The organism is Corallococcus sp. AS-1-6 (assembly GCF_020037015.1).
Taxonomy (GTDB): domain Bacteria; phylum Myxococcota; class Myxococcia; order Myxococcales; family Myxococcaceae; genus Corallococcus.
Window position 1 is genome coordinate 314,313 of sequence record NZ_JAIQDE010000003.1, and the last position, 12,078, is coordinate 326,390.

Here is a 12,078-nt window from a genome sequence, read left to right on the forward strand (position 1 = left end):
CGCCGCTTTCAGCGCGTGGGCAGCACGGTGGAGTAGCGCCCGGTGCTGTCGGACACCGTCTGCGCGAGCAGGATGGACTCCGGCCGTCCCCCCACCGTCACCACGCGGAAGAAGCGCACGGACGCGTTCGCCGCGATGCCGTCCGGCGCCAGGGCCGGGTCCGGGGGCAGGGTGATGCGGCCGCTCAGCGAACGGCCCCGTGACAGCGTGAAGGCGGCCAGCGTCATCACGTCCGACTCGGCGGTGCCCGCCGGCACGGTGACGAAGCGGCTGACGCGCGGCAGGTTCTCCCCGGGCAGGAAGTCCAGCCGGTACTCGCCCGGGTCCAGCGCCAGCGAGAAGCTGCCCTCGCTGTTGGTGGTGAGGGGCGACTCGAAGCCCAGGGGCGGCTGCGGATAGCCCTCCAGGGCCCCCACCGGCTCCACCACGACGCGCACGCCCGACGCGGGGCCGGTGCCCTCCGGGTTCCTCACGCTGCCCGCCACCGTCATGCGCGCCGGGCACGCCACGTCCGGCAGCACCGTGTCCACCGCCGCCACCGCCACCTGCTGGGGCGTCAGGCGCGAGCGGGAGCCCGGCGGCGGGACGATGACCAGCGTGAGCGGGGACTCCGCGGCGCCGGGCAGGGACGTGAGCTGGTAGCGCCCCTGCGCGTCCGTCAGCACCGGCACGCCCTTGAAGGTGCCGCCGCCGGCCACGCGGCCCTGGAGCGACACGCGCGCGCCGGCCATGGGCGTCTGGCCGTCCATCTCCAGCACGCGGCCCTCCACCCGCACGGGCGCGCCGGGGTCGCCCAGCTCCAGCGGGGCGGGGAGGGTGCTGGACGGCACCACCACGAACGTCTTCCAGGGCACCAGGTCCGCGGCGTCCACGGGCGTCGCGCGCAGGAGCACCGTGGCGCGCGCGGCGTCCTCCGCGCTCAGCACCAGTTGGAACGCGCCCGTGTCGCGGGCCACGCGGGCGCGCTGGGACAGCGGGCGCAGGGACTCATCCAGCACCTGCACCTCCATGTCCGCGTCCACCCGCTTCGAGCCCTGGAGCACCAGCGTCCCCGTCAGCGTCACCACGCGCGAGGCGGTGGGCAGGTCGAAGGCCACCGCGCCCCCCGAGGAGGGATCCACGACGGCGTCGCGCGACAGGGGCGGCAGGGTCGGGTCCACCGGCGTGAGCGTCACGGTGTACCTGCCGCTGCCCACGGGCAGCACCCACGCGCCGTCGTCCGGGGTGAGCGTCGTCTCATAGCGCCGCGCCACGCCCGGGATGAGGCGGCTGTCGCCCGTGGCCAGCAGGTGGATGGGGGCGCGGTAGGGCAGGGGGGCCGTGCCGCCGTCCGCCGCGGCGGTGGTGCCGCGCGTGACGGTGCCCGCCAGGCGCACGGGGCTGAAGAGCTCCAGGTTCTGCTCCGCCCGCAGCCGGTCCACCGGGAAGTCCTGCGCGAGCAGGCCCGCCTTGGGGTGGGGCTGCACCTCCACGACGATGTCGCCGCCGGGGTTGCCGCAGCCGTCCACGAAGCACACCTGGCCGGCGGCGCACTCCGCGTCGGAGCGGCACACCAACTGCTCCGGGGGCGGCTCTTCCTTCAGGAAGTCGCACCCGGCCCCGGTCAGCCCGAGCGCCAGCGCCAGGGCCCGGAGCGCGCGCCTCACTGGCAGTCCCCCGCCACGGTGTTCACCACCCACGAGTACGAGGTGACGAAGCCCGGGTTCTTCACCACGCCGCCGTCCGCGAGGAACACCTCGTCCGGCGGATCCGGCTGGCGGTTGGTGAGGTGCCGGTCGGTGACGAGCGCCTCCACCAGGTGGATGCCCGGCGGGGCCAGCGGGTTGTTGGCCGAGCGCAGGTCCATGCGCAGCGTGCCCCGGTCGTCACGGCGGGGCTGGCCGGTGTTGGCGAGGACGATCTGCCGGTAGAAGCCCGTGGGGTTGGACGGGTTGTAGTCCACGTACCACTCCACGGTGATGCGGTCGTCCACGTCCAGGTCCTCCACCACCACGTTGAAGTCCTGGGTGCAGCTCCCCACGCCGAACGCGCGCAGGATGCGCTCGGAGGGCTCCACCTGCTCCTCCAGGATGCGCGGCGGCCGGTTCTTGAACTGGGGCACGCTCTCCAGCAGCGCCTCGTCCTGGGGGATGAGGCACCCGGAGCCCGTCGCGATCGCCGCGATCCCCAGGGCCGTCACCAGCGGCTGGAGGAGGCCCCGGGACTGTCGCGTCGCGTGACGGTGCATGGCGTGGCTTGGAGGAACGCTATAACAGTTCCTCGTTCTCCTCGGGAGGAAGCGGACCGCCCGTCTTCTCCGCCTCCAGCTTCTCCAGGTGGCGGAAGATGGTGCGGGGATCCACGCCCAGGTCCTTGGCCGTCTTGGTGCGGTTGCCGTTGTTCCGGGCCAGGACCTCGTTGATGTAACGCTTCTGGAACTCTTCCTTGGCCTGGAGCAGCGGCATGATGGGCTCCAGGTTCTCCGGCTTGAGGTCCAGGTCGTCCGCGCCGAGCAGCGGCTTGTCCGCCAGCACCACCGCCTTCTTCAGGCGGTTCTCCAGCTCCCGGATGTTGCCCGGCCAGCCGTACTTCTTCATGGACACGGCGGCCGCGGGCGTGAAGCCGCGCGCCTTGGAGCTGAACTCGCGCGCGTACTTCTGCAGGAAGAAGCGGCCCAGGACGATGACGTCCTCGCCGCGCTCGCGCAGGGGCGGCAGCTTCACGGTGACGACGTTGAGCCGGTAGTAGAGGTCCTCGCGGAACGTGTTCCGCTTCACCTCTTCCTCCAGGACCTTGTTCGTCGCGGCCACCACGCGGATGTCCACCGGCTCGCCGCGGTTCTCGCCGACCTTGTAGACGACCTTGTCCTGGAGCGCGCGCAACAGCTTCACCTGGAGCTGGAGCGGCATCTCTCCGATTTCGTCCAGGAAGAGCGTGCCGCCGATGGCCGCCTGGAACTTGCCGGGCCGCGTGGCCACCGCGCCGGTGAAGGCGCCCTTGGCGTGGCCGAACAGCTCGCTCTCCAGCAGGTTCTCCGGGATGGCGCCGCAGTTCACCGTGATGAACGGGCCCTTGGTGCGCGGCGAGCGGCGGTGGATCTCCCGGGCGATGAGCTCCTTGCCCGTGCCCGTCTCGCCGGTGATGAGGACGGAGATGTCCGTGGGCGCGATCTTGTCGATGCGCTTGTACACGTCCCGCATGCCCTGGCACGCGCCCACGATGTCGCCGTAGCGCTGGTCCTCCAGCTTGCGGCGCAGCTCCGTGTTGTCGAGCTTCAGGTCGTTCACGAGCAGCGCGTTCTGCAACAGCAGGGACGCCTGCGCCGCGAACACGGTGAGCATGTCCAGGCTCTTGGGCTCGAAGCGGTTCACCAGCCGGTCGTTGCCCACGTAGAGCACGCCGAACAGGTCGCCCTTGTGCATGACGGGCACGCACATGACGGAGTGGACCTTGAGGTTCACCACGGACTCGCTGGCCTTGAACTCCGGCGCGTCCAGCGCGTCCGCGACGATGATGGCCTTCTGGTCCTTCACCACCTTGGCGATGATGGAGTCGGACAGCTTCTCCACCGCGTCCTCGATGTTCTCCCGGGCCACGTTGCGCGCGGCCTTCACGCGCGGCTCGCCGCTCTCCATCAGGATGAGGAAGCCCTTGTCGGCGCGGGTGACCTCAATCGCCTCGTCCAGCAGGCTCTCCAGGATGCGGTCCACGTCGTAGCTGCCGAAGAGCCGCTCGCTGAAGGCCGTCAGCCGCTTGAGCAGTACCAGCTCCCGGCCCACCACGCCGGGCAGCTCCGCCGTGTGTGAATCCGACGACGCGGTGGCGGCGGAGGGCAGGGACACCTCGCGCTCGGGCACCTCGCGGCGCACGGGCTCGCGGGGGGCGTCCTCGCGGGAGAAGGTCAGCTCGGTGCCGCCGACCTTGACCACGTCGCCGGTGGCGAGCGCGTGGTTGTCCCGGCGCTTGCCGTTGACGTGGAAGGTGGCGCCCAGGCTGCCCACCTCGTAGCGGGTGCCGTCGAAGGTGACGTGCAGGGCGCTGGCGGGGACGCTTGAGTCCTCCAGCGGCACGTCGTTGTCGGATCCCCGCCCCAGGCTGGTGATGCGCTTGAGCAGGGAGACCGTGCGGACCTTTCCATCGGGGGTGCGGACGGTGAGGCTGGCCATGGGTGGACTTTGGTTCGGGGCTAGAACGTGAGGGAGAAGCCGGCGCCCAGCCCACCACGGGTGGAGTACAGCCGCACGCGCGGCGGCGCGGCCTGGGAGACGGAGGGAGAGGGCTTCGGTTCGGGGCGGGACTCGACGGTGGTGCTGGTCACCACCTGGTCCTCGTGGTGGTAGACGGCGTCCACCACGCCCAGGGTGTAGACGGTGTAGAAGCCGGTGGCGGACGCGAGCTTGAGCAACTGCCAGGTGTCCGCCTGCCGGGCGCGGTCCGTGGGGATGTAGCGGATGGGGATGGAGGCCCGGCCGTCCTCATCCAGCACGTTGTCCAGGTTGACGAGCCGCTCCTCGAAGAGCGAGTCGTACGCGAAGAACGCGATGATGCTGGTGATGGCCAGCACGCCCTCGGTGGCGGCGATGGCGATGCCCATGCCGTTGCGGCCCTGCTGGAACTGGCCGGCGCCGAAGGGGACGAAGTTGACCAGGAAGTTGCGCTTCTCCACGGTGCGCACGGTGACCTGGCGGGCCAGCTCCTCCGCGCGGCGGCGCTGCGTCTCCAGGGCGACGCGCTCCTGCTCCCGGCGCTCCTGTTCGGCCTTCTCGCGCTCCAGGCGCAGGCGCTGCTCCTGGCGGAGGAACTCGCGCTCGCCGGACATCTGGTTCTTGAGGTCCTCGAAGTAGGCGACGGCCGGGGGCGGGACGACGAAGGGGTCCAGGCTGAAGTCGGGATCCAACCGGAGCACGGCGCGCAGGTGGCGCTCGGCCTCGTCCGTCTTGTTGAGGTTGAAGGCGGACAGGCCGGCGAGCTTGTGCAGCTCCACCAGGTCCTCTTCCGGCAGGTCGCCCCGGTCGATCCGCTGGCCGGCGCGCTCCAGCACCTCCGCGTACTTGCCGTATTCGAATGACGAGCGCAGCGCGGCGACCTCCGGATCCGCGCCCATGGGCGTCTGGGCGCGCGCGGACGCGGGGCCGAGCAGGGCGGCCAGCAGGAGGACGACGAGGAGCAACGGGCCACGGCTCATTCGGGGGCCAGTCTCCCGCGCAGGGTGGTGGGCTTGCCGGGCTCCAGCAGGACGACGCGCTTCTCCGTCTTGTAGCCGGGGGAGGAGATCTCCACCTCCACGCGGTGCTGGAAGCTGGCGGGGCCGCGGGGGGAGCGGATGTCGAAGGGGTGCTGGAGGCTGTCGTGCGCGGTGCGCTCCACGTCGCCCACGCGCACGGTGGCGTCCGGCGGCTGGTAGTCCATGGCGAGCTGCGAGGCCTTCAGCAGGGCGCGCAGGCGGAAGACGTTCTCGCCGTCCGGCTTCACGTCGATGGTCTCCGTGGCGTCCTCGCAGTAGCCGCAGGAGACGGTGACGGTGTGCTGGCCCGGGGACAGGTGCACGTCGTGCTGCGCGAGCTGTTGCGTGCCGGCGGGGCCGCCGTCCACGCGGATGGAGCCGTAGGGGCGCACGAGGATGGACACGGGGATCCTGCCCGCGCGCGCGGGCCTGGAGTCGTCCTGGGGGTCGAGGCTGGCGACCACCGTGGGGCGCGAGGGCGTGCGCTCCGGAGGGGAGGGGACGCGGGGCGAGGAGTCCGTGGGAGGCGCGGGTGCGTCGCGACCGGGAGTCCCCGTGCCGGTGGGCCGCGAGCCCGGGGCCTGCGCGGCGCCCGTACCGTCGGGCGAACCCGCCGTGCCGCCCGTGCCCGTGCCGCCGTGAAGGGCGCCCTTACCGTCGGGTGAACCCGTTACGCCACCCGTGCCCTGCGCGCCATTGGGGATGCCCGTACCGCCGGGTGAACCCGCCGGGCCGCCCGTGCCCTGTCCGCCGTGAAGGGTGCCCGTGCCGTTGGGGACCACCGTGCCGCCCGTGCCCTGCGTTCCCGCGGACGCGGCGGCGCCAGCCGCGACCTGCGCTCCCGGAGCCTTCGGCGTCTCGGGCGCGCTCGCGTTCATCCGGGACACCTGCCAGCCGCCCAGCCCCAACGCGAGCGCCACGCCCGCCCCGATTCCCACGCGGATGCCACGCCTGCGCCACGTGCGCCGCCGCTGCTGGCGCTGGATGCCCTTGAGCAACCCCAGCGCCCGTTCATTCGTCGCGTCCAGCGCCAGCACGTGGTTGAGGCACGCCAGCGCGCGCGGCGTCCGCTTCTCCGCGAGCTGCCGCTCCCCGCGCTCCAGCAGCGCCGCGACGATGCGCTGGCGCGCGAGCCGCTGGTACGACGGCGGATCCGCGAAGAACGAGATCAGCTCCTCGCCCACCCGGGAGAACCCCAGCCCCGCCAGCGCGTCCGCCAGCGCGTCGCGCAGCTTCCCCGCGTTGGGGTAGCGCCGCGCCGGGTCGCGCTGGAGGCACGTCGCGCAGATCTCCGCCAGCTCGTCCGACAGCGTGGGCACGCGGCGGCGCGGGTCTTCGTACGCGCCGTCCAGGATGCGCTTCAACGTCGCCGTGGTGTTCGACGCCGTGAAGGGCAGCCGGCCCGTCATCAGCGCGTAGAACATGATCCCCAGGCTGAAGACGTCTGCCTCCGGCCCGGCCTCCAGGCCCTCGATGATCTCCGGCGACATGTGCGCGGGCGAGCCCACCAGCGCGCCCGTCACCGTCATCCGGTCCTCGATGTCCAGCAGCCGCGCGATGCCGAAGTCCATGAGCTTGAGGACCCCGTCCTCGCGCACCATGACGTTCTCCGGCTTCAGGTCGCGGTGGATGACGCCCGCCTCGTGCGCGTGCGCCAGCGCCGCCGCCAGCTCGTGGATGATCATCGCCGCCAGCTCCGGCGGCTCCAGCGGGCCCTCGTCCAGGTACGTCTTGAGCGTCCGGCCCCGGATGTACTCCGTGACGATGAAGGCGTCGTGCGCCTCCGCCGAGGAGAAGTCGAACACCTCCAGGATGTTGGGGTGGTGCAGCTTCGCCACCGCGCGGGCCTCGCGCGCCAGGCGACGGCGCGACTCGTCCTTGCCGGCCAGGTGCGGGTGCAGCACCTTCACCGCGACCTCGCGGTCCAGGGCCGTGTCCAGGCCCTTGTACACGACGCTCATGCCCCCGGAGCCCAGCTCCTCCAGGATGCGATAGCGACCGATATGGCGGCCGACGAGCGTCATGGCGTGCGCTGCGCGCTCTCCCTCAGTCCCCGAACCCGATGCCCATGCTCCGCGCGAACCGCACCAGGTCTCCCCGGACGTCCACGCGGCGCTCCTTGCGAGACTCACTCAGCGGCACGGGGATGACGTCGTTGTTCCTGAGCGCCACCATGTGCCCCCACTGTCCGTCCCGCACCAGGTCCAGCACCTTGCACCCGTAGCGCGTGGCCAGCACCCGGTCCGCCGCGCTCGGGCTGCCGCCGCGCTGCAGGTGGCCCAGGACGGTGACGCGGATCTCCGCCTCGATGTGGCTGGCCAGCAGATCCGCGCACACCTTGCCGGAGCCGCCCAGCCGCACCACGCCCCGGCCCGGGATGTCCGCGGCCTCCGCCAGCACGGACAGCGCGCCGCCCTCCGGATACGCGCCCTCCGAAATCGCGATGATGGAGAAGCTGCGCCGCCGCGTGGCCCGCTTCTTCAGCGTCTCCAGCAGGGACTCCACGCGGTACGGAATCTCCGGGATGAGGATGAGGTCCGCGCCGCCGGCGATGCCGCTCTCCAGCGTGAGGAAGCCCGCGTGGCGGCCCATGATCTCCACCACCATCACGCGGTCATGCGCCTCCGCGGTGGAGTGCAGCCGGTCCAGCGCCTCCGTGACGATGAGCCGCGCGGTGTCGAACCCGAACGTCTGGTCCGTGCCGGACAGGTCATTGTCGATGGTCTTCGGACACCCGACGACCTTCAGCCCCTTCTCCGCCAACTGGTGCGCGATGGACAGCGTGCCGTCCCCGCCAATGGCCACCAGGCCGTCCAGCCGCAGCTCCTCGCAGCGGCGCAGGACCTGATCCGACACGTCCCGCGTCACCCAGCCCGTGCCCTCACGCACCGGGTAGGAGAACGGGTTCGCCTTGTTGGACGTGCCAAGAATGGTGCCGCCCTTGGGCAGGATGCCGCGCGTGTCCTCCAGGCCGAGCGGGCGGACGAGCTCCGGCTCCACCAGGCCCATGTAGCCGTTCTCGATGCCGACGAACGAGTGGCCGAACTCGAGCACACCCCGTCGCACGAGGCCTCGGATGAGCGCGTTGAGTCCGGGGCAGTCACCACCGCCGGTGAGGACGCCAAGTCGAAGAGGTCGAGCCATAGGAACGATGAAAGTCGGACGCGGGTGTCAGTGGGGACGGGCGACACTATGACAGCAACGTCGGTGCGGATAGTAGGTGCCACCCCCAGGGGGTGCAACGCACGAATCAGCGGTGCTGTCGGATCCGCGCTCGGAGGGACGCGGGGGCGGCCCCTCAGTCGCGCTTGATGCGACGCCGGGAGGCCAGCCGGTCCAGGAGGGCCTGGAGGCGGTCCTCCTTCTGCGCGGGGAGGGCCCGGTCCGTGGGGGACTGCACGGGCATCTCGCGGGCCATCCGGTACAGCTCCTCCAGCCGCTCCAGCACCAGCTCGTTGCCGGGGCGCTCCTGGAGCGCCCGGCGGTACGCGGCGGCGGCGCCCACGTAGTCGCCCAGCGTGAAGAGCCGCTCGCCCTCCTGCATGGGCGAGGCCGGTCCCAGCGGGAGGCGCTGGGGCTCGCGCACGCGGTTCTTCAGGTGCTGCAGCTCCTCCGGCTGGAGGCTGTCGCGCAGGTGGGCCAGCTTGGCCGCCAGCGCCTCCTCGCGCGGAAAGGCGGCGAGCAGGTGCTCGAAGAGCTCGAACGCCTCCGCCAGCTCACCCCGGCGCAGGGCGCGGTCGGCACGTGCTTCCATGTCGGCCCGGGCGGCAGGGGTCATCTCGCGCGGCAGAGTAACTGTTGCCCACCCGGGATGTCACATGCGGAAAAGCCTGCGCTCGGCGGGCCGCATCGCTTCTCAGGCGGGCGTCGCGGAGGACTCCGGCAATACCGCGCTTTCCGCGCTCCGGGCGCTCCGCCTCCAGTGGCGGAAGAGCCACACGGCCACCAGCCCGTTGAGCAGCAGCCCGAAGACGCCCTCGCCGTTGAACACCCAGACCTGACCGCCGAAGAGCCCCGGCCGGCCGTTGTAGACGCTGCCGAAGAGCAGCGGGTTGATGAGGTTCCAGCTCACGTGGAAGAGCGCGGGCGGCCAGATGGAGCGCGACGCCATGTAGAGCTGCGCGAACACCACCGCGGCCACGGCGATGGACAAAAGGAACGTCACGTTCTGCCCCACGTGCCCGCGCTGCGTGGAGGAAAAGATGAGCGGCAGGTGGAACGCGGCCCACACCGGCATGGTGATGGCCGCGGCCAGCGCAGGCCGGTGCATCCACCAGCGCGCCAGCGTCCCGCGCCAGCCCACCTCCTCACCCAGCTCGCTGGGGACGCCGAAGCCCACGACGGGCCACCACACCAGCGCGAACAGGCCGTGGCGCAGCCAGCGCCAGCGCTCGGGCAGCTTCGCGCCCAGCTTCTCCACCCAGCGCCAGCGCACGGACGCCGCGGCCAGCCACCATGTGATGGTCAGCGCCCAGAACAGGAGGATCATCACCGGCACCGTCGCCAGGCCCGTCACCCCGAACGGGCCCTTGAGCAGCTCCGGCTGGTACGTGATGAAGGCCGCGTCCCCGGTCACGAAGCGGATCGCGTAGGCCAGCGGCGCGATGACGGCGCCGTACGCCAGGGGCAGCGCCAGCCCCACGAGCCACCACTTCCAGCCGGGGAAGGCGAAGCCCACCGCGGAGGGCGGCTCGCGACGGAAGAACCACGAGCACGCCAGCCCCACGATGCCGGGCACGCACATCATCCAGCGCATCAACCACACGGACTTCTCGCCGCCGGCGATGAACGCCACGGCCATCGTCCAGCTCACCGCGAGCGTCACCGCGATGAACGTGAGGGTTTCTTTCCGGGGATTCCTCATGTTCCGGAGCATACCGGTTGGGCTCGTCCCGTCGAGCCCTACGTACGAGGGGAGGGCGGGCCAGGCCGCCCCGCGCCCGCGTGCGCTTTTCAGCCCTTGAGGTGGACCTGCTGCGCGCCCTGGAGCCGCTCGGCCTGGAGGCCGCGCTCGCGGGCGGTGGTGAGCAGCAGATCGGACTCCTTCATGCGGGGCGTCTCCGGCGTGGCGGCCGGCCCGATGATGTGCTCCATCCAGGGCTCCAGGCCCATGGCGTAGTTGAAGAGCCGCTTCGCGCCCACGAGCTCCAGCAGGCGCAGGCCCTCGGTGGAGTTGCTGCCGCGGCAGCGGCGGTTCTTCTCCAGCTTGCGGTCGCGCTTCTTGGGGAAGAAGCCCTCCATCATCCACGTGTGCGGGGCGCCTTCGATCTCCGTGTTCATGAAGACCGTGTGCAGCTCGCCCACCGTGCTTCGCAGGTCGCGGTACGTCGTCTCGTCCACGCACATGGAGTCGGCGGCGAAGAACAGGCGCTCGTCGCCGGTGCGGATGATCCACGCCGTCTTGGCGTGGGCCACGTCGCCGTGCTCGCCCATGAACGGCGCGGCGATGATCTCCCCGTCCGCGATGGGCAGCGACTCGTAGAAGTAGGGCTCCAGCACGTTCTTGAAGCCGAGCGCCTTGCCCAACAGCCGCGGCGAGTAGTCACCGGCCAGGGCGCCGCTGGCGCGCGGCACCATCAGCGTCCCGATGCGGTGGCGCAGGCGCAGCAGCGTCTCGATGTCCAGGTGATCCGGGTGGCTGTGGGTGACGATCACGTAGTCGATGCGGCGGGGCAGGTCCGCGAAGGACATGCGCTCCAGCGGGCCCACCTTCTCCGGCCGCACCGGCACCACCGCGTCGATGAGGATGGACGTGCCCTTCCACTCCACCAGCACGCACGCGTGGCCCACGTAGCGGATGCGCGGCCCCGGCCCGCTCCACGTCTCCGGAAGGGTCTGCGGCGCCTCCGTGAGCAGGGGCATCAGGTCCGCGTCGGACTTCACCGCGTCGCCCAGCAGGTCGCGGATCCACTCCAGCGGCTTGGGCTCCAGGTCCAGGCTGAACAGCTTGTCCAGGCGCTCGTCGTGGAAGGGCACCTTCCAGTCCAGGTGCCCTGCCTCCATCAGGCGCGGCGTGGTGAGCAGCGAGTCGCGCTCCGCGTCCGCCTTCAGCCGGCGGATCCGCATCGACTGGAGGTCCGACTTGTAGTGGCGCCCCCGGTACAGCAGGCCCTCGTGCACGCGCATCGACGGGCGGTTCACGTAGTCGTACACCAGCTCCACCACGCCCTTGAGCGGCTCCGGCAGCCGCGCGTACAGCGGCTCCAGGGACTGGCCCTTGGCCTCCGCCAACAACTGCGTCTGGAACTCGTCGAACGCCTCCGCCAGCTTGATGTTGTCCTCCTGCGCGGCGGTCATCCGCTGCATGAGCGCCCGCACCTCGTCCGCGCGCTCCGGCGCGATGCCCACGAAGGAGCTGCCGCTCAGCGCCGGGTCCTTCGCCGCCTTCGCGTGGAAGTCCGGCGTCTGCAGGTAGGCCTTCAGGAGCGGCAGCAGGTAGGCCTGCAGATGCAGGCTCGCGGGCATGGGCGCCACCGTCATCCACCAGGCCTGGAAATCCTGGACGAGCGGTTCAACGAGAGTGGCGTCCGCGAGGCGATACAGGGGAGCGGTCATGATGGGTGCGTGCAATCGGAGAGACGCCCACACCCTGACAAAGCTCCAAGCGGTTCCGAGGGTGGAACTCGCGGAGTCAAGGCAGGTCGGGGCGGATGCTGAAGACCAGGATGCAGAGCTGACAAGCGAATCTGAGCGATTCGAGCAAATTGTTCAAGTTCAGTAGAACCCATTCCTAGTGGTATTCTCGTATCCAGTTCTGCTCCCCCGGATCCATTGCAAGGGCGCCTGTGCCACGCACGTTGTGTGCGTGAGCCCTACAGGCAGTCGGCCCACTGAAGCCCTTGCGGTGTTCTCCGGCTTTCCTGATGGGTTCTTCC

9 protein-coding genes are annotated in these 12,078 nt (G+C 71.0%); all 9 read right to left on the reverse strand.

The genetic code is table 11. The annotated features are described in order from the left end of the window. Window positions 1-8: 8 nt before the first annotated feature. Complete coding sequence (locus K8612_RS06780; RefSeq protein ID WP_223761655.1) at window positions 9-1,646, reverse strand: carboxypeptidase regulatory-like domain-containing protein; 1,638 nt, start codon at window positions 1,644-1,646, stop codon at window positions 9-11. Further along, window positions 1,643-2,227 carry a hypothetical protein gene (locus K8612_RS06785; protein WP_223761656.1) on the reverse strand — a complete coding sequence of 195 codons (585 nt, stop codon included), beginning with the start codon at window positions 2,225-2,227 and terminating at the stop codon, window positions 1,643-1,645. The genes K8612_RS06780 and K8612_RS06785 overlap by 4 nt, the downstream gene beginning before the upstream one ends. A gap of 19 nt (window positions 2,228-2,246) precedes the next feature. After that, window positions 2,247-4,145 carry a sigma 54-interacting transcriptional regulator gene (locus K8612_RS06790; protein WP_223761657.1) on the reverse strand — a complete coding sequence of 633 codons (1,899 nt, stop codon included), beginning with the start codon at window positions 4,143-4,145 and terminating at the stop codon, window positions 2,247-2,249. A gap of 20 nt (window positions 4,146-4,165) precedes the next feature. Then, window positions 4,166-5,164: a tetratricopeptide repeat protein gene (locus tag K8612_RS06795; protein WP_223740250.1), complete on the reverse strand. Its 999-nt coding sequence runs from the start codon at window positions 5,162-5,164 to the stop codon at window positions 4,166-4,168. Further along, a complete protein-coding gene (locus K8612_RS06800) occupies window positions 5,161-7,227 on the reverse strand; it encodes a serine/threonine-protein kinase (RefSeq protein WP_223761658.1) in 2,067 nt (688 codons plus the stop codon). Before K8612_RS06800 ends, K8612_RS06795 begins: the two co-directional genes overlap by 4 nt. 22 nt (window positions 7,228-7,249) lie before the next feature. Continuing rightward, window positions 7,250-8,347 carry a 6-phosphofructokinase gene (locus K8612_RS06805; RefSeq protein WP_223740248.1) on the reverse strand — a complete coding sequence of 366 codons (1,098 nt, stop codon included), beginning with the start codon at window positions 8,345-8,347 and terminating at the stop codon, window positions 7,250-7,252. A gap of 154 nt (window positions 8,348-8,501) precedes the next feature. Then, on the reverse strand, window positions 8,502-8,981 hold the full coding sequence (locus tag K8612_RS06810; protein ID WP_223761659.1) for a hypothetical protein: 480 nt from the start codon (window positions 8,979-8,981) through the stop codon (window positions 8,502-8,504). Between the two features lie 78 nt (window positions 8,982-9,059). Further along, the gene (locus K8612_RS06815; RefSeq protein ID WP_223761660.1) at window positions 9,060-10,067 is read right to left on the reverse strand and encodes a CPBP family intramembrane glutamic endopeptidase; all 1,008 of its coding nucleotides are present in this window, start codon (window positions 10,065-10,067) and stop codon (window positions 9,060-9,062) included. Window positions 10,068-10,156: 89 nt separating this feature from the next. Next, window positions 10,157-11,758, reverse strand: coding sequence for an MBL fold metallo-hydrolase (locus K8612_RS06820; protein WP_223761661.1), 1,602 nt, complete (start codon window positions 11,756-11,758; stop codon window positions 10,157-10,159). Window positions 11,759-12,078: the final 320 nt, after the last annotated feature.

Excerpts from the sequence above, each read along its gene's own strand:
- K8612_RS06785 (WP_223761656.1), bottom strand. The coding sequence starts at position 2,227 with ATGCACCGTCACGCGACGCGACAGTCCCGGGGCCTCCTCCAGCCGCTG.
- K8612_RS06790 (WP_223761657.1), bottom strand. The coding sequence starts at position 4,145 with ATGGCCAGCCTCACCGTCCGCACCCCCGATGGAAAGGTCCGCACGGTC.
- K8612_RS06795 (WP_223740250.1), bottom strand. The coding sequence starts at position 5,164 with ATGAGCCGTGGCCCGTTGCTCCTCGTCGTCCTCCTGCTGGCCGCCCTG.
- K8612_RS06800 (WP_223761658.1), bottom strand. The coding sequence starts at position 7,227 with ATGACGCTCGTCGGCCGCCATATCGGTCGCTATCGCATCCTGGAGGAG.
- K8612_RS06805 (WP_223740248.1), bottom strand. The coding sequence starts at position 8,347 with ATGGCTCGACCTCTTCGACTTGGCGTCCTCACCGGCGGTGGTGACTGC.
- K8612_RS06810 (WP_223761659.1), bottom strand. The coding sequence starts at position 8,981 with ATGACCCCTGCCGCCCGGGCCGACATGGAAGCACGTGCCGACCGCGCC.
- K8612_RS06815 (WP_223761660.1), bottom strand. The coding sequence starts at position 10,067 with ATGAGGAATCCCCGGAAAGAAACCCTCACGTTCATCGCGGTGACGCTC.
- K8612_RS06820 (WP_223761661.1), bottom strand. The coding sequence starts at position 11,758 with ATGACCGCTCCCCTGTATCGCCTCGCGGACGCCACTCTCGTTGAACCG.